The 22,992-nt window shown below is 65.3% G+C and carries 18 protein-coding genes and 1 pseudogene; 11 read left to right on the forward strand and 8 right to left on the reverse strand.

The annotated features are described in order from the left end of the window. Positions 1 to 177: 177 nt before the first annotated feature. Complete coding sequence (locus tag NK8_RS19815; protein WP_213229151.1) at positions 178 to 1,101, forward strand: sterol desaturase family protein; 924 nt, start codon at positions 178 to 180, stop codon at positions 1,099 to 1,101. A 53-nt stretch (positions 1,102 to 1,154) separates the two neighbouring features. On the opposite strand, the gene NK8_RS19820 is transcribed toward NK8_RS19815, so the two are convergent. Then, positions 1,155 to 2,732, reverse strand: coding sequence for an MFS transporter (locus NK8_RS19820; RefSeq protein WP_225936284.1), 1,578 nt, complete (start codon positions 2,730 to 2,732; stop codon positions 1,155 to 1,157). Positions 2,733 to 2,899: 167 nt separating this feature from the next. Here NK8_RS19820 and NK8_RS19825 point away from each other — a divergent pair, with 167 nt between their 5' ends. From NK8_RS19825 to NK8_RS19835, 3 genes are all read left to right on the forward strand, one after another. Then, positions 2,900 to 3,385 carry a DUF2753 family protein gene (locus tag NK8_RS19825; RefSeq protein ID WP_213229155.1) on the forward strand — a complete coding sequence of 162 codons (486 nt, stop codon included), beginning with the start codon at positions 2,900 to 2,902 and terminating at the stop codon, positions 3,383 to 3,385. A 32-nt stretch (positions 3,386 to 3,417) separates the two neighbouring features. Then, the gene (locus NK8_RS19830) at positions 3,418 to 4,044 is read left to right on the forward strand and encodes a superoxide dismutase (protein WP_213229157.1); all 627 of its coding nucleotides are present in this window, start codon (positions 3,418 to 3,420) and stop codon (positions 4,042 to 4,044) included. Between the two features lie 71 nt (positions 4,045 to 4,115). After that, positions 4,116 to 4,808, forward strand: a complete 693-nt coding sequence (locus tag NK8_RS19835; RefSeq protein WP_162067740.1) for a hypothetical protein — start codon at positions 4,116 to 4,118, stop codon at positions 4,806 to 4,808. Positions 4,809 to 4,812: 4 nt separating this feature from the next. Here NK8_RS19835 and NK8_RS19840 read toward each other — a convergent pair. The 4 genes and pseudogenes from NK8_RS19840 to NK8_RS19855 all read right to left on the reverse strand — a co-directional run. Continuing rightward, positions 4,813 to 4,971: pseudogene (locus NK8_RS19840) on the reverse strand (SDR family oxidoreductase); the annotation flags it as partial. Positions 4,972 to 5,070: 99 nt separating this feature from the next. Further along, complete coding sequence (locus tag NK8_RS19845; RefSeq protein ID WP_213229159.1) at positions 5,071 to 6,249, reverse strand: porin; 1,179 nt, start codon at positions 6,247 to 6,249, stop codon at positions 5,071 to 5,073. A 95-nt stretch (positions 6,250 to 6,344) separates the two neighbouring features. Then, positions 6,345 to 6,752 carry a hypothetical protein gene (locus tag NK8_RS19850; protein ID WP_213229161.1) on the reverse strand — a complete coding sequence of 136 codons (408 nt, stop codon included), beginning with the start codon at positions 6,750 to 6,752 and terminating at the stop codon, positions 6,345 to 6,347. A gap of 222 nt (positions 6,753 to 6,974) precedes the next feature. Then, entirely contained in the window at positions 6,975 to 7,598 is a 624-nt protein-coding gene (locus NK8_RS19855; protein ID WP_162067743.1) for a TetR/AcrR family transcriptional regulator, read from the reverse strand. Positions 7,599 to 7,859: 261 nt separating this feature from the next. On the opposite strand from NK8_RS19855, the gene NK8_RS19860 reads away from it, so the two are divergent. The 3 genes from NK8_RS19860 to NK8_RS19870 are packed head-to-tail and all read left to right on the forward strand — an operon-like array spanning position 7,860 to position 13,560. Then, positions 7,860 to 8,978, forward strand: a complete 1,119-nt coding sequence (locus NK8_RS19860; protein ID WP_225936285.1) for an efflux RND transporter periplasmic adaptor subunit — start codon at positions 7,860 to 7,862, stop codon at positions 8,976 to 8,978. Beyond that, positions 8,975 to 12,097: an efflux RND transporter permease subunit gene (locus NK8_RS19865; protein WP_213229165.1), complete on the forward strand. Its 3,123-nt coding sequence runs from the start codon at positions 8,975 to 8,977 to the stop codon at positions 12,095 to 12,097. Before NK8_RS19860 ends, NK8_RS19865 begins: the two co-directional genes overlap by 4 nt. Beyond that, positions 12,094 to 13,560 (forward strand): efflux transporter outer membrane subunit, encoded by a 1,467-nt coding sequence (locus NK8_RS19870; RefSeq protein ID WP_213229167.1) that lies wholly within the window; start codon positions 12,094 to 12,096, stop codon positions 13,558 to 13,560. Before NK8_RS19865 ends, NK8_RS19870 begins: the two co-directional genes overlap by 4 nt. A gap of 9 nt (positions 13,561 to 13,569) precedes the next feature. Here the strand turns inward: NK8_RS19870 and NK8_RS19875 are convergent, their stop codons facing one another. After that, entirely contained in the window at positions 13,570 to 14,865 is a 1,296-nt protein-coding gene (locus tag NK8_RS19875; RefSeq protein ID WP_225936286.1) for a chloride channel protein, read from the reverse strand. A gap of 181 nt (positions 14,866 to 15,046) precedes the next feature. On the opposite strand from NK8_RS19875, the gene NK8_RS19880 reads away from it, so the two are divergent. Then, positions 15,047 to 16,579 (forward strand): hypothetical protein, encoded by a 1,533-nt coding sequence (locus tag NK8_RS19880; protein WP_225936287.1) that lies wholly within the window; start codon positions 15,047 to 15,049, stop codon positions 16,577 to 16,579. A 15-nt stretch (positions 16,580 to 16,594) separates the two neighbouring features. Further along, positions 16,595 to 18,487, forward strand: a complete 1,893-nt coding sequence (locus NK8_RS19885) for a S41 family peptidase (protein WP_213229169.1) — start codon at positions 16,595 to 16,597, stop codon at positions 18,485 to 18,487. 9 nt (positions 18,488 to 18,496) lie between these two features. Here the strand turns inward: NK8_RS19885 and NK8_RS19890 are convergent, their stop codons facing one another. Then, a complete protein-coding gene (locus NK8_RS19890) occupies positions 18,497 to 19,498 on the reverse strand; it encodes a sulfate ABC transporter substrate-binding protein (RefSeq protein WP_213229171.1) in 1,002 nt (333 codons plus the stop codon). A gap of 95 nt (positions 19,499 to 19,593) precedes the next feature. Next, complete coding sequence (locus NK8_RS19895) at positions 19,594 to 20,217, reverse strand: alpha/beta hydrolase (protein WP_213229173.1); 624 nt, start codon at positions 20,215 to 20,217, stop codon at positions 19,594 to 19,596. A 158-nt stretch (positions 20,218 to 20,375) separates the two neighbouring features. On the opposite strand from NK8_RS19895, the gene NK8_RS19900 reads away from it, so the two are divergent. Beyond that, entirely contained in the window at positions 20,376 to 21,182 is an 807-nt protein-coding gene (locus NK8_RS19900) for a GntR family transcriptional regulator (RefSeq protein ID WP_213229175.1), read from the forward strand. A gap of 68 nt (positions 21,183 to 21,250) precedes the next feature. Then, on the forward strand, positions 21,251 to 22,987 hold the full coding sequence (locus tag NK8_RS19905; protein ID WP_213229177.1) for a fumarate reductase/succinate dehydrogenase flavoprotein subunit: 1,737 nt from the start codon (positions 21,251 to 21,253) through the stop codon (positions 22,985 to 22,987). Positions 22,988 to 22,992: the final 5 nt, after the last annotated feature.

Raw genomic sequence — 22,992 nt, forward strand, 5'->3', positions numbered from 1 at the left:
AGTCGAGTCAGTGCGCGCCGACATACTTTGAAATAACTCCCGCGAGACGCCCGCCCCTTATGCCACAAGGCTTTGCGGGCGGGCCGTGACATTTCATGAAATAGTTTGTGCGTGGTTTTTAACCGGGCCGATCGCCAGAATGGGTTCATTCGCAACCACCCACCAAGGCGAACTGTCATGGAACTGGAACTGCTCGGAAAAATCTCGATGTATGTGATGGGCATCGTGCTCGCCGCGTCGATGATCGAAGCTGTCGTTTTGCACTTCAAGTACAAAGGCACCGACAAGGCCTTTGACTGGCACGAGACCTGGATTTCGCTCGTCGATCTCGTCGGCCGTAAGCTGCTCGCGTTCCTGCCGATCTCGCTCGCGACGCCGGTCTTCAACTTCGCGTGGGAACATCGCATCCACACGGTCACGACGAACACCGCGCTGACCATCTTCCTGCTCTTCATCGGACAGGAGTTCTGCTACTACTGGTATCACCGCGCGTCGCACACGATCCGCTTCTTCTGGGCGAACCACGCGGTCCATCACTCGCCGAACCAGTTGACGCTGTCGTCCGCCTACCGTCTCGGCTGGCTGACCAAGATCGCCGGCTCGGCCATCTTCTTCACCCCGCTCGTGTGGTTCGGCGTGAAACCGGATGTGGTGCTGGCGGTCGTGTCGATCAACCTGCTCTACCAGTTCTGGCTGCATGCGACGTGGATTCCGAAGCTCGGCTGGCTCGAATATGTGTTCAACACGCCGTCGGCGCACCGTGTGCACCATGCGTCGAACGAGATCTATCTCGATGCGAACTTCGGCGGCGTGCTGGTCATCTTCGACCGTCTGTTCGGCACCTACGTGGAAGAGCGCGCCGACGAGCCCTGCCGCTACGGTCTGACGACGCCCGTGACTTCGCATAACCCGATCGTCGTCGAAATGGAACACTGGGTCAGTCTCGTGAAGGACATGTTCAACGCGAAGAGCGTGTCGGATGCGGTCGGCTTCCTGCTGCGTCCTCCGGGCTGGCTGCCGAACGGCGAAGGGCAGACGACCGAAGAATTGCAAAAGCGCGCCAAGGCGATCGAACAACAACCGGCCCACGTCGGCCACTAACAAGCGCATCGAAGCGGTACCTTCGAACCCCGATGACCGGCATCGGGGTTTTTTTATTTCTTGCGACTGATCGTCACCGCCGCGACGCCCGCCGCGGCGAACGCGCACGCGGCGGACAGCAACGCGACGGCGCGCAACGCATCGGCGATGGCATCGGCCTGCGCGCGGGCGAGCGGCGTCGATGACGCGGAAGGCGGCGCCTGCGCTTCGAGCGAGCGCGCGTCCGGGTGCGGCAGATGCAGGCGATCGAGCCGCGCCGACAACGCCGCATCGTGCGACCACACGAACACGATGCCGAGCACCGCGATCGCCAGCAGGCTCGCCACGCGCGCGACCGCGTTGTTGACGCCGGACGCGACGCCCGCGCGCTCGCCCGGCACCGACGCCATCACGGTCGTGGTCAGCGGCGCGACGGTGATCGTCAGGCCAATCCCGAGCACGATGAGCGCGGGGAAAAAACCCGCCCAGTAGCCACGCGCGGCGAACGGCAGCGCGAGCATCGCGAAGCCGAGTCCGGCGACGCACGGCCCGGCGACGAGCAACGCCCGCGCGCCGAAGCGCCCCGTCAATCCGCCCGTGAACCGCGACAGCACGCCGATGATGAGCGGCATCGGCAGCACCGCCGCGCCGGCTTCGGTCGCGCTGTAGCCGTACGCGCGTATCAGCGTGAACGGCAGGAAGAACAGCACGCCGCCGAGCCCGAAATACAGCAGCAGCGTGACGAGATTCGCGCCGCTGAAATCGCGCGAACGGAAGATGTCGAGCGGGATCATCGGATCGCGGGACTTCGTTTCGATCGCGATGAACGCGGCGAGCAGCACCACACCCGCCCCGATCATGCCCAGCACCAGCGGATCGGCAAAGCCGCGCGACGGCGCTTCCGTCAGACCGTACGTGAGCGCCGCGAGGCCCGCCGCGGTGCAGGCCGCGCCGGGCCAGTCGAGGGTTTGCGGCGCGTCGGCGTCGTGGCTGTCGGGCACGGACATCAGCGCCAGCGCGATCGTCGCGGCGGCGAGCGGCAGATTGAGGAAGAAGATCGCGCGCCAGGAAAACGCATCGACGAGCCAGCCGCCCGCCGCCGGTCCGACCGACGACGTGATCGCGCCGACGCCCGCCCACGTGCCGATCGCGCGTCCGCGTGCCTCGCCCTCGAACACCGCGCCGATGATCGCTAGGCTGCCCGGCACCAGCAGCGCCGCGCCGACGCCCTGCAGCGCGCGCGCCGCGATCAGCCAGCGCATGCCCGGCGCGAAGCCGCACGCCGCCGACGCCACCGTGAAGATCGCGACGCCCGCGATGAACACCTTGCGCCGGCCGAGCTTGTCGCCCATCGACCCGCCAACCAGCACCAGCGCACCGAGCAGCAGCAGATACGCGTTGACGACCCACTGCATCGCCGCGATGGTCGCGCCGAGTTCGCTCTGTATCGCGGGCAATGCGACGTTGACGACCGAACCGTCGATGAACGCCATGCTCGAGCCGAGAATCGTCGCTGACAACGCGAGGCGCTTGCGCCGGCATGGCTGACCAGCCGCGACGGGTTGCGCGCGAATGACGAGTTCGTCGCACGGGCTCGCCTGCGACGCGACTACGTGCGCGTGGGGCGGGGTATCGAGGTGTCGGCTGGCCAAGGTCGCATCCGGATGTTCACGTAAAGGCCCAAGTAAAGGCCAATCGCCGCCGCATGTCCACGACGGCAGCGTGGTTGGCAAGCTCAAATGATAATGGTTATCATTAAGCATCCCGAGTACGCAGGCTTTCGGTCGACGCAAAGGGCGATGGAACAGGAGCCTTCGCCATGCATCAGCAGTTTGCAGACTTTGTATTGCCGACGTCCGACACGCCCAGCCTGCCGCTCTGGGAAACCGCGATGCGCCAGGCCGCGACAGCCGAGCGCGCCCAGCAAACCGCACTGGCGCTCGCCGGTTACGAGCGCGCGCTGTCGATCGCGCAACGCCTGATCGACGCACCGCCCGCGGGGCGCGCCGACGATTGCCTCGCCGCGCTCGTCGTCTCGCATCACAACCTCGCCGATCTTCGGGTCGCCCAGGGCGACCCGAACGTGGCTGCCCCGCTTCTGTGCCGCGTCCATGAAACGCTGATCGCGCTGTCGCTCGACGCCGCGCGGCCCGTGTCGCTGCGGCAAGCCGCCCTGCATCACAGCCGCGAAACGTATGTCGCGCTGATTCGCCATATCGCGCGGCACGGGCCGCATCCGCTCATCACCTGCGCCATTGCCGGCGCAGACGCCGCGCTCCACGGCGCGAGTCCCGCGCGTCATTGAGCGCTTCCATCGATACGACAAGGAGATTTCCGATGCCCTACAGCCTGCCTCCCCTGCCCTATGCCTTCGATGCGCTCGAACCGCACATCGACGCCCGCACGATGGAAGTGCATCACACGAAGCATCATCAGACCTACGTGAACAACCTGAATGCGGCGCTGGAGATGTCGGATCATCGGGATGTGGCGGTCGAAACGCTCATCGCGCGGATCGACGCGCTGCCCGAAGCGCTCCGTGCGCCCGTGCGCAACAACGGCGGCGGACACGCGAATCACAGCCTCTTCTGGACGATCATGTCGCCCGATGGCGGCGGCGCGCCGGATGGCGATCTGGCCGCTGCGATCGATCAGGATCTCGGCGGCTTCGACGCCTTCAAGAACGCATTCACCAAAGCCGCGTTGACGCGCTTCGGCAGCGGCTGGGCGTGGCTCAACGTCGACAAAGAAGGCAAGCTCGCGATCGAAAGCACCGGCAATCAGGACAGTCCGCTGATGGCGGACATCGCGTCGGGCAACACGCCGATTCTCGGGCTCGATGTCTGGGAGCACGCCTATTATCTGAAGTATGAGAACCGCAGGCCGGAATACATCGCGGCGTTTTACAACGTGATCAACTGGCCGGAAGTGTCGCGCCGGTACGCGGCGGCGCGCGGCGCATAAGCAGTTGTCTCAGGAGACGCGCGAAACCGGGACGAGTAAGCTAGGCGATTCCGCTGTCATCGAGTTACGTCATGAGTCGAACCGATGGGATCGCGCAAAGCCGATGGCTCGCCGACGCACGCGAAGAAATCGCCGCGGCGCTTCGCACCTCCGACGAAGCATGGCTTCACGACATGAGCATGCGCTGGGGCTGCCGCCTTGCGATGCTCGTCGCCGATTTCGGTGTGCGCGTGATGCTGCATGAAGAAGGCATCGTCATCAAGATCGAGCCGCCGAACGATATCGTCGGCGGTCTCATCGACTGCGACGACGGCACGCCGGATTCGCTCGCCCGCGCTGCATGGATCAAGCTGTCGAAACTCGAGGAGCACGCCACCGCCGTGCTGGAGGCGAGCGCGCTCGTTCAGGGCGATGCGCAATGCGACGCCTGCCGCGAGACCATTCTCGCGTGGCGCCGGATGCTGATCGCGGCGAACGAGTGGCCGCGCGAAGAGGCGGACCCTTTCATCAGCCATGCATGCCGGCCGATCCTGAAGGCGTTGCTGAATCTGGCGTCGTGCGCGACCGGCGGGAATCCGTTTGAACTCGCGCGCGAGGGCCATTACGAAGATGCGTGGCGCGAGTTCGAAAACTTCTGCGAGGACGAACACGCGCGCCCCGTGACCGAATGGGGCCGCAAATATCGTCATCGGCAAGGTGGCGAGTTCGCGCGGCGGCAGCTTTCCCGTGCGTACGAAGCCGGGGCGGGAATCCGTCTCGCGTGACTCGTCAGGCGTGACGCCCGGCCATCACGCCGCCATCGACCGGAAGCACGGCGCCCGTGATCCACGCGGCCTGCGGCGATGCGAGAAACAGGATCGCTTCAGCGACGTCGCCGGGCTGGCCATTGCGCCCAAGCGGATGAAACGCGTTGAAGGCGCGGATTGAAGATCAATAACTCGGCGGCGGTGCTGCAAGCGGCCATTGACGGACAAGGCATCGCGCTCGCGCGAAGCGCATGCGTCCCGCTCGCGTTGAAGCGGGCGTTCAGAAACGATGCCGCAATCCGACCGTCGCCTCGACCTGATTGCTCGTCGATGACGGCGCGGTGAGGCCGTTGATCCACGCCGCGCCCAACGGCGATCCGCTGCTCGCGCTCACGCCCTGCCACACGCCCTGCACATAGACATCGGTGCGCCGCGTGAAGCTGTAGCCGGCCATCGCGCTGACCTGATTCCAGTGTGGATTGCCGCCGCCCGTGAGTCCGCCCGCGCGCGTGTAGGTGTAGGCGGCGGAAAGCTCGACGGCGGGCGTCAGTGCATAACGCAGGTTGCCTTCGAAGTTCTGGAAGTGCGTGCTGAGGCCGCTCTGGAACAGTTGCGTCAGATTCGTTTGCGTATAGACGAGGCCCGCCACGGCGGGACCGAACGCATAGTTCACACCCGCGCCCCACGTCTGCTGACGGCTCGACACCGCGCCCAGCGGCACGGCATTCGACGTGAGCACGCCCGCGAGCGATGAACCCGACGTATCGGTGACCGCGCCATTCGTGTTGAGCTGTCCCGCCGTCGCGGCGTCGCTATTGAGCTGCATGAAGGCAGCGCCGAAATTCAGCGGTCCCCACATATACGACATGCCGACGCTATATGCACGATTGTTCGAAAAGCCACCGGCCTGATTGGAAAAGCCATAAAGCGCGCCGAGCTTGAATCCCGCGAAATCCGGGCTTTGATACTTCACCGCGTTATTGATCTGAAACGAATCGTTGAGATTGTCGATGTCGAACGGATGCGCGAAGTGCGTGCCGCCATACTGCGTGCCGGTCAACGAAAGCGGCGCGACGAAATCGACCATGTCGTCGGTCTGACGGCCGAACGTCAGCACGCCGAATTCACGGCTCGACAAGCCCACATAAGCCTGCCGGTTGAAAATGCGATTGCTCGACGTGTACTGTCCGTTGTTCAGGTTGAAGCCACTTTCCAGGTTGAAAATGGCTTTCAGCCCGCCGCCCAGATCCTCGGCACCGCGCAAGCCCCAGCGGCTGTACTCGACCGGGCCGCTTTTCAGCTCCCAGTTACTATGCCCGGCGCCCGTCGTGTTGATCTGGTTGTTCGTGTAAGTGACGCCCGCGTCGATCAAACCGTACAGCGTGACGCTGCTCTGCGCATGCGCCGCGCCCGAGAGCGTGACCATTGCCGCCGCACCGGTTACCAGCAACTTGTTCATTTGCCTGGGCTCCATCGATGTCGGGATAAGACGCGGGATGCTCCATCCACTTTATGCGACGGCATCGGCGACCGGCAAGCGCAAAGTATGAATGTTCAGAAGTCGTGGCGTACGGAGAAAGTCACACCCTTTTCGTGCTCATGATTCGCGCCAAGTTGCGGATTGGCGGAGAAGTGCCATTCGTCTTCTCCGCTCGTGAGATCGTCGCGCGGCTTCATCGGCGCGGAGACGGAAGTCGGCGAAGGCGGCTGCGCAGAGAGCCGGGCGAGCTGGCCGATGTCCGGATGAATGCTCTTTTCGTATCTGGAGAGCGTGATCGCGTCCAGCGCGTCGATAGTGCTCTTGAAGAGGTAGCGCGGATGACGAGGCTTCGCCGAAGGGACGCTGGCAGTCGAGACCACTGCCGGAGAGGGAAAGAACAGCCAGTCCGCCGCGAGTCGCTGAAATGAAATCAGGCGCGTTTGTTCATTGGCTGATGCAAAGCTGCCGACAAGTAAAGCCACGATGCCGGCGACCCAAAATCTTTGGATATGGCGTGTCATCGAATGCCTGAGAGGACGCTACTGTCGGGCAAAGCCCGGCGTTCTTAAAGCATTTTAATTCATTTGCGGATACATTTCCGAACGATGAATTTTTCGCGACATTGGCTCTGCTAATCGAATCGCGCCGAACGATTGTGCAGGCAATCGAAACAGTCGTGCTTCACGCGCCCGGCTGGCGAGACGTCATTCGGGGGCGCCGCTCAGCACGACGCGACGAAAGAATTGCGCGAGAACGTCTTCGGCGAATTGCGCCGGCACCGATTGCGGGTCCGACGAATAAAAGAACTGCACGCCGTCGCACAGCGCAATGAGCCCGAGCGCCATCTGTTCCGGCGGCATCGTGAGCGGCGTGCCCACGCGCTCGGAGAATGCCCTGATGTAGTCGGTCGTGGTCTGCCTGAGTTCGCGCATCAGCGCATTGAAGCTCGCGCGAAAGCCTGGATCGCGGCTCGCGTGCAGCTTCGCCTCGACCCACAGCAGGAAGCACGCATTGTTCTGATAACACTCGCTGTAGTACTGCAGCACGCGCGCTTCCATGTCGGCGCGCGAGGCCTCGCCGTCCTCGAACAGGGCGGACATGCGCTGCATGATGGTGTCGTGATCGCGCTTGAGCACGTTGAGCAGCAGCTCGGCCTTGCTCGAAAAGTTCGAATAGAACGCGCCGCGCGTATAACCCGCGTCGGCGGCCACATCTTCCACGCTCGACGCGCCGAATCCCTTCTTGATGAAGACCGCCTGCGCAGCGTCGAGCAGACGCTGACGCGTCTGGTCACGGCTCTGCTCGCGGGTAAGACGTACTGGTTTCATGTGCCAAAGTGTAGCATCGGGGGGCTTACAAATCCGTCTTTGCATTCAGATACAACTGTGTATTAGAATGCACTTCGTATTCTCGTCCGGGTCGTCGAAACCCTTGCCGGACGGGGCTTTCGGGTCAGCACGGATCCGCCCCGCTCAGGTTCGCTTCTCGACGATGTTCGCCGGACACCCTTTTCTCTTGCTTCGCCCATGAGCGGCGCGTCGCGGTTGCCCGGCGCGCGGCACCATGCCCTTGCGGGCGCCGAGGTTCCTGTGAAGCTCTTCCACTCACCCGCGTCGGTCGTGGCGCGCGCGGCATTCGTACCCATCGTCTGCGTTGCGCTCGTCGCCTGCAAACGGCATGAAGCGCCGGCGCCGGCGCCCCGCCCGGTCGTCGCCGTCGCGGCGCAGGCGGACGGTCACGCGGGCACGTCCAGCCTGCCCGGACAGGTTCAGTCGCGCTATTCGACGCCGCTGTCCTTTCGCATCAACGGCAAGATTCTCGAGCGGCGCGTGCGCCTCGGCGATACCGTGAAAGCCGGACAGATCGTCGCCCGGCTCGATCCCGCCGATGCCGAGAAGAACAACGCGAGCGCGCGCGCACAGCTCGACGCCGCCGAGCATCAGCTCGTCTATGCAAAGCAGCAGCTCGACCGCGATCGCGCGCAGGCTGCGGAAAACCTCATCGCGCCGGCGCAGCTCGAACAGACGCAGAACGCCTATGCTTCCGCGCTCGCGCAGCGCAATCAGGCGCAGCAGCAGGCGGGACTGTCCGCCGATCAACTGCGCTACGCGACCCTCAGCGCCGATCACGCGGGCGTCATCACCGCCGAGCAGGCCGACACCGGGCAGAACGTCACGTCAGGCCAGGCCGTCTACACGCTCGCGTGGAGCGGCGATATCGACGTGATCTGCGACGTGCCCGAAGCCGCGCTCGGCGCATTCGCCGTGGGCCGCGAAGCGAGCGTGAAACTTGCCGCATTGCCGAAGCAGACCTTCAAGGCGCGCGTGCGCGAACTCGCGCCCGCCGCCGATACGCAAAGCCGCACCTGGCGCGCCAAGCTCACGCTCGAAGCGCCGACGCCCGACGTGCGCCTCGGCATGACGGCGGATATCGCGTTCGCCGCGTCCAGCGGCGCGCAAGGTGCGTTCACCGTCCCGTCGACGGCGCTCTTTCACGACAACGGCCATCCCGCCGTGTGGGTCGTGAAGCAGGGCGACGCGCTCGAACTGAGACGCGTCGACGTCGCGCGCTATGGCGAGCGCACGGTGACGCTCGCGGGCGGCATCGCAGCCGGCGAGCGCATCGTGTGGCAAGGCGTGCATACGGTGTCCGCGGGCGAGAAAGTGCGCGTCGTCGCGCCGCTGCATCCCGAGGACTTCGCGTCATGAGCGACACTCGCGAAGACGACAACCCGCATCGCCACGAAGAAGGCCGCTTCAATCTCTCCGCGTGGGCCCTGCGGCATCGCGCGCTCGTCGTGTTCCTCATCGCGATGGCGACGATCTTCGGCATCCTCTCGTACACGCGGCTCGCGCAATCCGAAGATCCGCCCTTCACGTTCCGCGTGATGGTGATTCGCACGTTCTGGCCGGGCGCGACCGCGCGTCAGGTGCAGGAGGAAGTGACCGACCGCATCGCGCGCAAGCTCCAGGAAACGCCGTACACGGACTTCATGCGCAGCTACTCGCGCCCCGGCGAATCGCTGATCTTCTTTCAGATGAAGGACTCCGCGCCCGCGAAGGACGTGCCGGAGGAGTGGTATCAGATCCGCAAGAAAGTGGGCGATATCGCCGCGACCCTGCCGCCCGGCGTGCAAGGCCCGTTCTTCAACGACGAATTCGGCGACGTCTACACCAATATCTACGCGCTCGAAGGCGACGGCTTTTCGCCCGCGCAACTGCACGATTACGCCGATGCGTTGCGCACCGTTCTGTTGCGCGTGCCGGGCGTCGCGAAGGTCGACTACTTCGGCGATCAGGAAGAGCGCATCTACGTGGAGATTCCCAACACCACGCTCACGCGCCTGAACATCTCGCCGCAGCAGATCGCGCAGGCCATCGACGGACAGAACGCCGTATCCCCCGCAGGCGTGCTGACGACGCCCAACGATCGCGTGTTCGTGCGTCCGAGCGGTCAGTTCAAGGACGTGAATGCGCTCGCCGATACGCTCATCAACGTGAACGGCCGTTCGTTCCGTCTCGGCGATATCGCCACGATCCAGCGCGGCTACATCGATCCGATCGCCACACAGATGCGCTCGGCGGGCACGCCGGTGCTCGGCATCGGCATCTCGATGCAGCCGGGCGAAGACGTCGTGCGGCTCGGCAAGTCGCTCGATGAAACCATGCTCAAGTTGCGCGCGCAACTGCCGGCGGGACTGAAGCTGACCGAAGTGTCCAGCATGCCGCACGCGGTCTCGCATTCCGTCGACGACTTTCTGGAGGCGGTGGCCGAAGCGGTCGTCATCGTGCTGATCGTGAGTCTGGTGTCGCTCGGCGTGCGTACGGGCATGGTGGTCGTGATCTCGATTCCGATCGTGCTCGCCGTCACCGCGCTCTTCATGTATCTGTTCGATATCGGCCTGCACAAGGTCTCGCTCGGCACGCTGATCCTGGCGCTCGGTCTGCTCGTCGATGACGCGATCATCGCCGTCGAGATGATGGCCGTGAAACTGGAGCAGGGCTGGACGCGCGCGCGCGCCGCCGCGTTCGCCTACACGAGCACCGCGTTCCCGATGCTGACCGGCACGCTCGTCACCGTCGCGGGCTTTTTGCCGATCGCGCTCGCGAAATCGAGCACCGGCGAATACACGCGCTCGATCTTCGAAGTCTCGGCGATCGCGCTGATCGCGTCGTGGCTCGCGGCGGTGGTGCTGATTCCGTTGCTCGGCTACAAGCTGCTGCCCGAGCGCAAGAAGGAAGCGCATCTGCCCGACGATCACGAACACGATATCTACGACACGAAGTTCTACGGACGCCTGCGCCGCTGGGTCGGCTGGTGCGTGAAGCGGCGTTTCGTGGTGCTCGCGATCACGGTCGTGCTGTTCGTCATCGCGATGGCCGGCTTCACGCTCGTGCCGCAGCAGTTCTTCCCGAGCTCGGACCGTCCCGAACTGCTGATCGACGTGAGGTTGCAGGAAGGCGCATCGTTCGACGCGACCTTGCGCGAAGCGAAGCGGCTCGAAGAAGCGCTGAAGGGCCGCGATGAAATCGATCATGTGGTGAGCTTCGTCGGCACGGGCGCGCCGCGTTTCTATCTGCCGCTCGACCAGCAATTGCCGACACCCAACTTCGCGCAGTTCGTCGTCACGGCGAAGTCGGTCGAAGCGCGCGAAGCGCTCGCGCGCTGGCTCGATCCGATGTTGCGCGAGCGCTTTCCCGCCGTGCGCACGCGTCTGTCGCGGCTGGAAAACGGTCCGCCCGTGGGTTATCCGGTGCAGTTCCGCGTGAGCGGCGACGACATCGGCACGGTGCGTCATATCGCCGAGCAGGTCTCCGCCGACATGCGCGCCGATGCCCGCACGACCAATGTGCAGTTCGACTGGGACGAGCCTTCGGAGCGCTCGGTGCGCTTCGAGATCGACCAGCAGAAAGCGCGCGATGCGGGCGTCACGTCGCAGGACGTCGCGAGCTTTCTCGCGATGACGCTGACCGGCACCACAGTCACGCAGTATCGCGAACGCGACAAGCTGATCAGCGTCGATTTGCGCGCGCCGCGCGCCGAGCGCGTCGATCCTTCGCGGCTCGCGACCCTCGCGATGCCGACGCCGCACGGACCGGTACCGTTGAGCGCGCTGGGCCGCATCGTCGATACGCTCGAATACGGCGTGATCTGGGAACGCGACCGTCAGCCGACCATCACCGTGCAGTCCGACGTCAAGGGCGACGCGCAAGGCATCGACGTGACGCAGGCTATCGACAAAAAACTCGACGAGATTCGCCGCGCGCTGCCGGTGGGTTATCGCATCGAGGTGGGCGGCCCGGTCGAGGAAAGCGGCAAGGGTCAGGCGTCGATCAACGCGCAGATTCCGGTGATGGTGATCGTCGTGCTCACGCTTCTGATGATCCAGTTGCAGAGCTTCTCGCGCGTCATGATGGTCATCCTCACCGCGCCGCTCGGGTTGATCGGCGTGGTCGTGACGCTGCTCGCGTTCGGCAAGCCGTTCGGCTTCGTCGCGATGCTCGGCGTCATCGCGATGTTCGGCATCATCATGCGCAACTCGGTGATTCTCGTCGATCAGATCGAGCAGGACATCGCCTCCGGGCACAAGCGTTTCGATGCGATCATCGGCGCGACGGTGCGGCGTTTCCGGCCGATCACGCTGACCGCAGCCGCCGCCGTGCTCGCGCTGATTCCGCTTCTGCGCAGCAACTTCTTCGGCCCGATGGCGACCGCGCTGATGGGCGGCATCACGAGCGCGACCGTGCTCACCCTCTTCTATCTGCCCGCGCTCTACGCCGCGTGGTTTCGCGTGAAGCTCGACGAACGCGAAGGAGCATCGTCATGAATCGCCGGCTTTTGATGATCGCGGCGTGCTGCGCGCTCGGCGCATGCGCGTTCGGCCCGGACGGCAAGCCGCCCGCCATGCCGCAGCCCGCGCATTACGGCGCTAAGCCGCAGGCGGACGCGAGCGTGACGGCCGAAGGCGCATCGCAGCGCTTCGTCGCGGGCGCCGCGCCCGTGCCGGAATGGTGGAAGCTGTATCGCTCGGATGCGCTGAATGCGCTCGTCGATGAAGGCTTGCGCGCGAGCCCGAATCTCGCCGCCGCCGACAAGGGCCTCGTCGCCGCGCGCGAGCAGTTGCGCGCGCAAGTGGGATCGTCGCTGCTGCCACAGATCGATGCGGGCGGGCAAGCGACCCGGCAACGCGGTTTCGGCATTCCCCAGGGCGGCCCGCCGACCGTGCTCTACAACCTTTTCGTCGGCCAGATTCAGGCGCAATACACGTTCGATCTCTTCGGCGCGGCACGTTTCGCGAACGCCGCGCTCGCCGCGCAGGTCGATCAACAGGCCTTTCAGCTCGATGCCGCGCGTCGCGCGCTCGCGGCGAACATCGTGACGGGCGCGATCGGCGCAGCGGCATTGCATGCGCAGATCGACGTGACCGAACGCCTCGTCGCACTCGCCAACGACGATGCACATGATGCAGAGCGCCGCTATGCGCTCGGCTCGGCATCGCGCGCGGACATGCTCAGCGCGCAACAGAACGCGGCATCGCTCGCATCGCAATTGCCGGGCTTGCGCGCGCAGTGGCTCGCGACGCGTCATGCGCTCGCCGTGCTGCTCGGACGCACGCCGGATCGCGCGCCCGACGATCTCGACCTCGCGAGTCTCACGGTGCCGCCGGATGTGCCGGTCGTTCTGCCATCCGAACTGCTGCAAACGCGCCCTGACATCCAGGCCGCCGACTCCGCGCTGAAAGGCGCCGCCGCGCAAGTCGGCGTGGCGACGGCGCAGTTGTTCCCGAGTCTTTCGATCTCCGCGTCGATGGGCAAAGGCGGCTTCGACTGGCCGACGGCGCTGTCCGGCGCGGGCGCGCTGTGGAGCGTGGGCGCGTCGCTGTCGCAGCCGCTTTTTCATGGCGGCGCGCTGCTCGCGCAACGGCGCGCGGCCATCGCCACGTATGACGCCGCTGTCGAACAGTACAAGCAGACCGTGCTGGCGGCGTTTCAGAATGTCGCGAACACGCTGGCGTCGCTCGAAACCGACAGCGAAGCGCTCGCCTTCGCCGACACCGCCAGCAACGCCGCGCGCGACGCATCGGCGGATGCGGCGGCGCGCGTGCGGCTCGGCGCGATCCCGCCGCGCGCCGCGCGCGGCAGCGAACAGCAGTATCTCAACGCGCGGCTCTCCACGATCCGCGCGAGCAGCGCGCGCATGAGCGACACGGCCGCACTATTTCAGGCGATGGGCTCGCCCGTCGCGTCGGGTTCGAGCGTCGCGCGAGCCGATCACGAGACGCACAAGTAGCGCACGTTCTCAGTCGGTGAGATGCCGCAGCGTCTGCTCGGGCGCAGTCGACGGGCGTTCGATGCGCGCCTGCGCGAGCGCGCGATAGGCAAGCGACGCGCCCGCCATGGCCAGCGCCGTGGGAATCAGGAAGTCGTGATTGAAGCGCGTGAACTCGATCATCAGCACGAGCGCGGTCAGCGGCATCTGCATCGCCGGGCCGAGGAACGCCGCCGCGCCGATCACCGCGAACGCGCCGAGCGGCGTGCCGGGCCAGATGGCGTTCCACACGCTGCCGAGGACCACGCCGAGCAACGCGCCGTTCGTCAGGCTCGGCGTGAGCAGGCCGCCTTGCGCGCCCGCGCGCAGCGAGCTGACTTCGATCGTCACCTTCAGGATCAGCAGCACGCCGGCGAGCGCGAAGCCCAGCGAATCGTCGAACGAAAGACCGGCGGGACCACGGCCGTTGCCCGCGAGTTGCGGGAACCAGATGACGAGCACGCCGATCAGCGCGAAGTTCAGGATCGACAGCACGGGCAATGCGTTGCCGCGTGGCGCGCTCTTGCGCGCGGCGCTCGCGAGCTTCATGAAGCACCATGCGGCCGCGCCGAACACGGGTCCCATGACGATGGCCCAGACGACCATCTGCGTATCGAGCGCGAAGGCGGGCAAGCGGTACTGATGCCCGTCGCCGAGGCCGATCCACGCGACGATCGCGCCGATCGCCGAAGTGGCGAAGGCCGTCGCGATGATGACGCCATCGAACGTGCAGAGCAGCACTTCGAGCACGAAGACCGCGCCGCCGAGCGGCACGTTATAGACGGCGGCGAGTCCCGCGCCCGCGCCGCACGCGACCATGATGCGCGATTGCGCGGGCGTGAGCTTCGCGTAGTGCGCGAGCCAGCCCGCCCACAGCGAGCCGATTTCGCGCGGCGCGACTTCGCGGCCGAGCGGCGAGCCCATCGCCACCGTGACGATCTGCAAAAGCGCATGGGCGATCGTGCTGCCGGGCGGCATGCGCGGATCCTCGGAATCGACGGCCTGGCGGATGCTCACGAGCGGTTTGCCGAAGCGATGCACGCACCACCAGCCGACGCCCGCGATCACGCCGCAGAGCGTCAGCACGATGAAGCGGCGCAGCGGCGACGCGGCCGAGATGCCGATGAGAAAGCTTTCGCCGCCGGTCAACGCATCGAGGCTGTAGCCGAACGCGACGTGCTGGATCTCGTGCAGCAGCAGCGCGAGCAGCATGCCGCCGAGCCCCGCGCCCAGCCCGACGAGCACGGTGACGACGATGAGCTTCACGGTCGGTGTCGATGACGGCATCGCGCTCACCTCGCAGGTAAAGGGCATAGCGTAGCGCGGCCAAATTGCGCGCGTCTCGCCGGGATGCAGCAAATTATAGTTACGCACGGCATTATTTCGATGCCCGAAATCTTCTTGGGAAATGCGCAAACGCCCACTATCCTCGGGACAATAAGGTATCGAAAAACATCCGGGAGGCAGCGTGAGTCTGGTGATTTCCGGCCGCATCGTCGCGCTTGCGCACACGTCCGAGAAAAGCACGTTTGCCGGCAAGGTGTGGATCGGCGACGACGGGCGCATCGAACGCGTCACGCGTGGCAATGCGGCCGGGCCGCGCAGCGGCTTCGACAAGGCCGCCGCCGTCGATGTCGGAGATGACCTCGTGCTGCCCGGCTTCATCGATCTGCACAGTCATCTCGCCTACGCGACGCTGCCGCTCTGGACCGAGCCCGGCCGCACGACACCGTTCCTGCATCACGACTCGTGGCCGTCCGCCAGCACCTATGCCGGCGACATCACCTGGCCCGCCTACGCGTTCATCGAGGCCGCGCCCGAAGCCTTGCTCGCCTACGCCGAAGTGCGTGCGCTCGTCGGCGGGACGACGAGCATTCAGGGTTCGCCGCCGAAGAACCGGCCGCTCGACGGCTGGATGGTGCGCAACGTCGAGGACGAGAGCTTCGGCGGGAACGTCTTGTCGAACCGCGTGCTGGCATCCACGTTGACGCTCAAGCCCGAAGTCCTCGCGACGCGATCCGCGCAGATGAGAGCGGGCGCGGGCTTCATCTATCACTGCGCCGAAGGGCAAGTGAATTCCATCGCCGTGAACGAGTATCAGAGCGCGCGCAAGTGCGGTTGCCTGCAAAAGGATTTCGTCGCCATTCACACCAATGCGCTCAATCCGGGCGACTACGATGCCTGGACCGATCCCGGCACCGTCGTCTGGTCGCCGTTCTCGAACCTGTGGCTCTATGGCAGCACGACCAACGTGCCGTCCGCGCGGGCGAGGAAGATCCGCGTGTGCGTCGGGTCCGACTGGGGGCCATCGGGCACGCGCAACGTGCTCGGCGAAATCAAGGTCGCCGCGCTGGTGAGCCAGCACGAGCGATGGAAGCTCACGCCCTTCGATCTCGTGCGCATGATCACGTGCGAACCCGGCGACGCGCTCGCCGGACCGTGGAACGTGCAGGCCGGACGCCTTCAGCCGGATGCGCTCGGCGATGTCGTCGTCATCGCGGCCAAAGCCGCCGCCGATCCGTTCGCGACCGTGCTCGCCGCCACCGAGCAAGACGTGCGGCTGGTGGTCATCGGCGGACGCGCGCGCTACGGGAATGCGACGCTCATGAAGGCCGCGAAGGCGACGTTTCCATCCGAACTGAAGATTGCCGGAACGAAGCGCGTCCTGTCGATGACGAAGCTCGACGACGCCTCTAAGCCGTGGAGTTTCGCGCAGGTGCTGACGCGGCTGGAACAGGTGCGCGCCGATCCGAAGAAGGCCATCGACTCAGCCGGCAATGCGTCGGCGCAGGCGCGGCTGGCGGGCGAAGCGCCTCGTCTGCGGCTCGCGCTCGACATGCCGCTCGGCAAGTTGCCCATCGGCGGGCTGCCGAAGAATCTCGGCGAAATCGTCGTGCCGCCGATCCAGCCGCTCGAACACGATGCGGCCTTCTTCGCCTCGCTCGTGGGACGCGGGTTCCACGGCGGACTGCTCGACGGTCTCAAAAAGTTCTATGCGTGACATCGCGAGCGAATCATGGCCACGAGAACACCATCGTTATTGAAGTCGCAGACGGGCGTGCTGCTCGCCGATCGCACGGGCTTCATGAAGACGACTCACGCGCGGCTTCCGGCCGCGTCCGGCGATCAGCTCGATGCCGCCGATCGCGAAGTCATCGTCGATGCGCTGCTGACCGCGATCGGCGGGGCGTACTGTCATCTGCATCAAAAGCGCGCGGGTTACGCCAACGATCCCGTGCAGGCGCTCGAACTCCTGCGCGTGCGCGGCGCCGACATGAGCGAGGCCGAGTTCCATATGATCGTGACGGGCATCATCGTCGATCTGCGCGATGCGCACACGCTCTATGCCGGACCGGCGTCGCTCGCCGGCGCGGTCGCGCAACTGCCCTTTCTGGTCGAACAGTACGGCTCGACGGACGAGCCGCAGTTTCTCGTCACCAAAGTCGGACACAGCAAGCTCATCAAGGACCCCGCGTTCAAGCCCGGCGTCCTGCTGGACACCTGGAACGGCATACCGTTCGAGCGCGCGGTCGCGATCCATGCCGACCGCGAAACGGGCGGACGCCCCGATGCGCGGCTCGCTCGCGCGCTCGAATCGCTGACGTTCCGCTCGCTGCAGTACGGTCCGCCGCCCGACGAACTATGGGTCGACATCGGCTTTCGCGATGGTCCGGCGCGCGCGCGGCGCGAAGTACGCATACCGTGGCGCATCGTCTGGCCGGGCCGCCCCGCGACCGGCGTGCGGCCCGGCGCGCACACTGCGCTGCGCGTCGCGGTGAGTCCGGCGGCGGAACAGGTCCGGCGCGCGAAAAAGCTGATGTTCTCCGGCAAGGAATGGCACGCCGAGCATCTGCGCGCGGAGATGGCGCGCGACGCCGGCTGGATCAAAACCCGCTTTCCCGACGCGCTGTCCGCGCGCACGTACCCGACGAAAGTGCTCGGCGATGTCGGCTATGTGCGCATCTGGACCTTCGATGTAAACGATCACGAAGCCTTCGTCGATGAAGTCACGCGTCTCGTCGAACAATTGCCGGACACCGGGCTCATCGTCGATGTGCGCGGCAATCCCGGCGGCCTGATCTGGGCGGCGGAGCGCCTCCTGCAACTCTTCACGCCGAACAAGGTGCAGCCGACGCGCTTCAGCCTCGTCGCCACGCCTTTGACGCGCGCGATGGCGAAGAGCGCGTTCAACCGCATGGAGCTCGAACCGTGGATCGCGTCGCTCGAATCGGCGATCTCGACCGGCGAGGCGTACTCGCAGGCGTTGCCGATCACCGATCCGTCCTGGTGCGACGACGTCGGTCAGCGTTATGGCGGGCCGGTCGTCTGCGTCGCCGACGCCAATACATACTCATCCGGCGATCTTTTCTGCGCGGGCTTCGTGGACAACGAAATCGGACCGCTGGTGTGCGTGGGCCAGGCGACCGGCGCGGGCGGCGCGAACGTGTGGACGAACCATGACCTGGCCGATGCGCTGGACGGCACGGACTTCGCGCTGCCGCGACTGCCCGATGGTGTGAGCTTCACGATGGCGTTTCGCCGCGCGGTGCGTGCCGGCGACGCGGCCGGCGTGCCGATCGAAGACCTGGGCATCGCCGGCATTCCGTATGCGATGACCCGTCGCGATGTGCTTGATGGCAACGTCGATCTGATCGACTGGTGCGCGCGGTTTCTGGCGGGCGCGCCGTATTCGAGCTTGCGCGTGACGCTCGGCAAGTCGGAACTGACCGTCACGGCGGCCGGGCTCGACGAGCTTGAACTTTATGTCGACGGCAGGCCGCTGGAGGCGGCGCGAGCGATCGAGGACGGGGCGCTGAAGCTGCCGCGCCCCGCGGCGGGGCAGCGGCTCGAAGTGGTGGGCCGCAAGGGCGGCGCGGTGGTTCAGCGCAGGAGGATCGCGCTGACGTGACGGGCAGCCTCAGTTCTTGTCGGCCACGACCTGGTCGAAGGTGCCGCCATCCGCGAAGTGCGTCTGCTGCGCCTTCTGCCAGCTACCGAACATCTGCTCCACCGTAAACGTCTTCAGTGCTTTGAATTCACCCGCATGCTTCGCCAGCACATCGGCGCTGCGCGGCCGCAGATGATGCTGCGCGATGATCTCCTGCGCAGCCGGCGTGAACAGGAAGTCGAGATACGCCTGCGCCTGCTTGCGCGTGCCGCGCTTGTCCACCACCTTGTCGACGATCGAGACCGGCGGCTCCGCCAGCAGACTCACCGACGGATACACCGCCTCGAAATCCTTCGCACCCGGCCCGGCGCTCATCAACCCGACTTCGTTCTCGAACGTGACGAGCACGTCGCCGATGCCGCGCTGCGTGAACGTCGTCGTGGCTCCGCGTCCGCCCGTATCGAGCACGGGCACGTTCTTGAAGATGGCCTTCTCGAAGTCCTGCGCCTGCGCGTCGGTTGCGCCCTGCTGCTTCTTGTAACCCCACGCCGCGAGATACGCATAGCGCCCGTTGCCCGAAGTCTTCGGATTGGCGACCACCACCTGCACGCCGGGCCGCGCGAGATCGCTCCAGTCCTTGATGTTCTTCGGATTGCCCTTGTGGACGAGAAAGACCATCGTCGTGGTATAGGGCGCGCTCGCGTCCGGCAGACGGCTGCGCCAGTTCGCGGGCACCAGTTGTCCGCGTTCCGCGAGCAGGTCGATGTCGTTCGGCTGGTTCATCGTCACGACATCGGCCTGAAGGCCTTGCGTCACCGAAAGCGCCTGCGCGCTCGACGCCCCGTGCGACTGCCGCACCGACACCGTCTCGCCGGTCTTTTGACGGTAGTCCGCGACGAAGGCCGCGTCGATATCCTTGTAGAGCTCGCGCGTCACGTCGTAGGACACGTTGAGCAACGTCGTTTCAGCCTGCGCGATGCTCGCCGCGAGGCCGAGCGCAACGGTGATGACCAGCTTTTTATAGACCGCCATTTTTTCTCCAGACAGGGGTTCAAACCATACCGCACGACAGACAAAGGCCGCCCGAAGGCGGCCATGCAGGCATCGCGCGTCATCCCGATGCGGGATCAGCCGTACGCGCGTTGCTCCTCTTCTTCGTATTCGGAGGATACGCGGCGCGCGAGCGTTTCGACGAAATGCTTCGCGAGCGGCCACGGCCCGAATCCCGCCGATGTGTTGATATGCCCCGCGTTGCCGAGATTCACGAACGCGCTGTTCCAGCGTTGCGCGAGCGTGCGCGCTTCATCGAGCGGCATCCACGGGTCGCTCTCGCTGCCGACCACGAGCGATAGCGTATCGAGCCGGCGCGCGCTGAACGCACCCGCGAAACGGAACTTCGCCGGACTCGCGGGCGCGACGAACAGCACGCCCTTGACGCTCGCGCCATGCGTATGAAAAGCGCCCGCGTGCGACAACGCATGCGCCGTAGCAAGACAGCCGAAGCTATGCGCCGCAAGCACCACAGGGCCGTCGACGCTCGCGATCACGTCGCGCACGGCATCGCTCCAGGTGGCGAGATTCGGCGCATCCCAGTCACGCTGCTCGACGCGCCGCGCGCCGGGTATCTCGCGCTCCAGCCAGCTCTGCCAGTGCGCGTCTTCGCTGCCGTACAGGCCGGGCACGGTCACGAGCGTAACCGGCGAGGACGACCGCCCCGTTCCCCGTGCATTCCACGCGCTGCGCTCACTCATCTTCGATCCTCGCTGCGACTCGAACTAGCCAGTCTGCATTCTCGATGACCCGGCGAGCGCGGCTAACCAATATTTCGTCATTTGTTTATGGGGATGAAGCCGGGACGCGCCGCTATAATCGCTGCTCGATGCGCCGCCTCCTTGCCCCGCCCTCTCCCATGCCCATCCGCCGCCCATCCGTCTCGCTCGATTCACACGTGCCCCTCTACGCACAGATCAAGGACGTGTTGCGCACCGGCATTCTCGATGGCCGTTATCCGCCGATGAGCCGCATGCCATCGGAAAGCGAGTTGATGGCGATGTTCGACGTGAGCCGCATCACGATCCGCCAGGCGCTCGGCGACCTGCAGAAGGAAGGGCTGATCTTCAAGGTCCACGGCAAGGGCTCGTTCGTGTCGCAGCCCAAGGCGTTTCAGAACGTGACGTCGCTGCAGGGTTTCGCCGAAGCGATGGCGGAAAGCGGCCACGAGATCATCAACCGCGTCGTGCAGATGCGCTTCGTCAGCGCACCCGCGGAAGTCGCGGCGCAACTCGGTCTTGCCGAGGGCGCGAGCGTCGCCGAGATTCATCGCGTGCGGCTGCTCAATCGCGCGCCCGTTTCGTACGAAGTGACGTTTCTGCCCGAGGCCGTCGGCAAGCGTCTCAAGCGCGCCGAACTCGCGACGCGCGATATCTTCCTGATGCTCGAAAACGACTGCGGCATGCCGCTCGGCCACGCGGATCTCGCCATCGACGCCATCGCGGCCGCGCAGGATATCGCGGAGGCGCTCGATGTGAAGAAAGGCGCGCCGCTCCTGCGCATCGAGCGCCTTACGCACGATGCACAGGGCCAGCCGGTCGATTTCGAATACCTCTATTTCCGTGGCGATACGTTTCAGTATCGTCTGCGCATCGACCGCGAGCGGCCTGCCGCCAGCGCCCGGCGCGTTATTCGAAGCAGGCACAAGCAAAGCACAAACAATTGATTCCAACGCGGTTCGCGCGCTTCTAGAATCTGGTCCTGACTTGTCATAACAAGCGGCGATCCCAGATCATGCAGACCCACGAACTCGAATACGACATCGTCGTCGTTGGCGGCGGCACGGCCGGCCCGATGGCGGCCATCAAGGCGAAACAGCGTGACCCGAGCCTGCGCGTACTGCTCATCGATAAAGCGCACGTGAAGCGCAGCGGCGCGATCTCGATGGGCATGGACGGGCTGAACAACGCCATCATTCCCGGCCACGCGACGCCCGAGCAGTACACGAAGGAAATCACCGTCGCGAATGACGGCATCGTCAATCAGGCCACGATTTACGCGTATGCGCGCCACAGCTTCAAGACGCTCGAGGAGCTCGATCGCTGGGGCGTGAAGTTCGAGAAGGATCACACCGGCGATTACGCGGTGCGCAAGGTGCATCACATGGGCGCGTATGTGCTGCCGATGCCCGAAGGCCACGACGTCAAGAAGGTCCTGTACCGGCAGCTGAAACGTGCGCGCGTGGAGATCACGAATCGCGTCGTCGCGACGCGCCTGCTGAACGGCCCGAACGGCGAGATCGCGGGCGTGATGGGCTTCGATTGCCGCAGCGCCGATTTCTACGTGATCCGCGCGAAGGCCGTGATTCTCTGCTGCGGCGCGGCCGGACGCCTGGGCCTGCCGGCATCGGGTTATCTGATGGGCACCTACGAGAACCCGACCAACGCCGGCGACGGTTACGCGATGGCGTATCACGCCGGCGCCGAGCTATCGAATCTCGAATGCTTCCAGATCAATCCGCTCATCAAGGATTACAACGGCCCGGCGTGCGCGTATGTGACCGGCCCGCTCGGCGGCTATACGGCCAATGGCAAGGGTGAACGCTTCATCGAATGCGATTACTGGAGCGGGCAGATGATGTGGGAGTTCTACCAGGAACTCCAGAGCGGAAACGGTCCCGTATTTCTGAAGCTCGATCATCTCGCGGAAGAAACCATTCAGACCATCGAGACGATCCTGCACACCAACGAGCGCCCGAGCCGCGGACGCTTTCACGCGCGACGCGGCAACGACTACCGCACGCGCATGATCGAGATGCATATCTCGGAGATCGGCTTGTGCAGCGGTCACAGTGCGTCGGGCGTATGGGTCGACGAGCACGCGCGCACCTCCGTGCAAGGGCTTTACGCAGCGGGCGACATGGCCGCCGTGCCGCACAACTACATGCTCGGCGCGTTCACCTACGGCTGGTTCGCGGGTGAAGACGCCGCCTCGCATGTCGCGGGCCGTGCGCTGCCGGCGCTCGATGCATCGCAGGTCGAACAGGAACGTGCGCGCATCTTCGCGCCGCTCACGCGCGAGCACGGCCTGCCGCCCGCGCAGGTCGAATACAAGCTGCGCCGCTTCGTCAACGACTATCTGCAGCCGCCCAAGGTCACGCGGCGCATGGAGATCGGGCTGCAACGCTTCGCGGAGATTCGCGAGGATGTCGAGAACCTCGCCGCCGCCGATCCGCACGAACTGATGCGCGCCGCAGAAGTCGCCGCGATTCTCGATTGCGCCGAGATGGCCGCGCGCGCGTCGCTGTATCGCACGGAGAGCCGTTGGGGTCTCTATCACCATCGCGTCGATTTTCCCGAGCGCAACGATGACGAGTGGTTCTGCCACGCGCATCTGAAGAAGGATGCATCGGGACGCATGACGTCGTTCAAAAAAGCCGTGGAACCGTATGTGGTTCCCATCGACGAGTCCGAGCGCGGCGCGTATTCGCGTCTGCGGCTCGCTCGCACGTCGCAGCCCGTCGCTGCATAGGAGAA

This window comes from Caballeronia sp. NK8 (assembly GCF_018408855.1).
Taxonomy (GTDB): Bacteria; Pseudomonadota; Gammaproteobacteria; order Burkholderiales; family Burkholderiaceae; genus Caballeronia.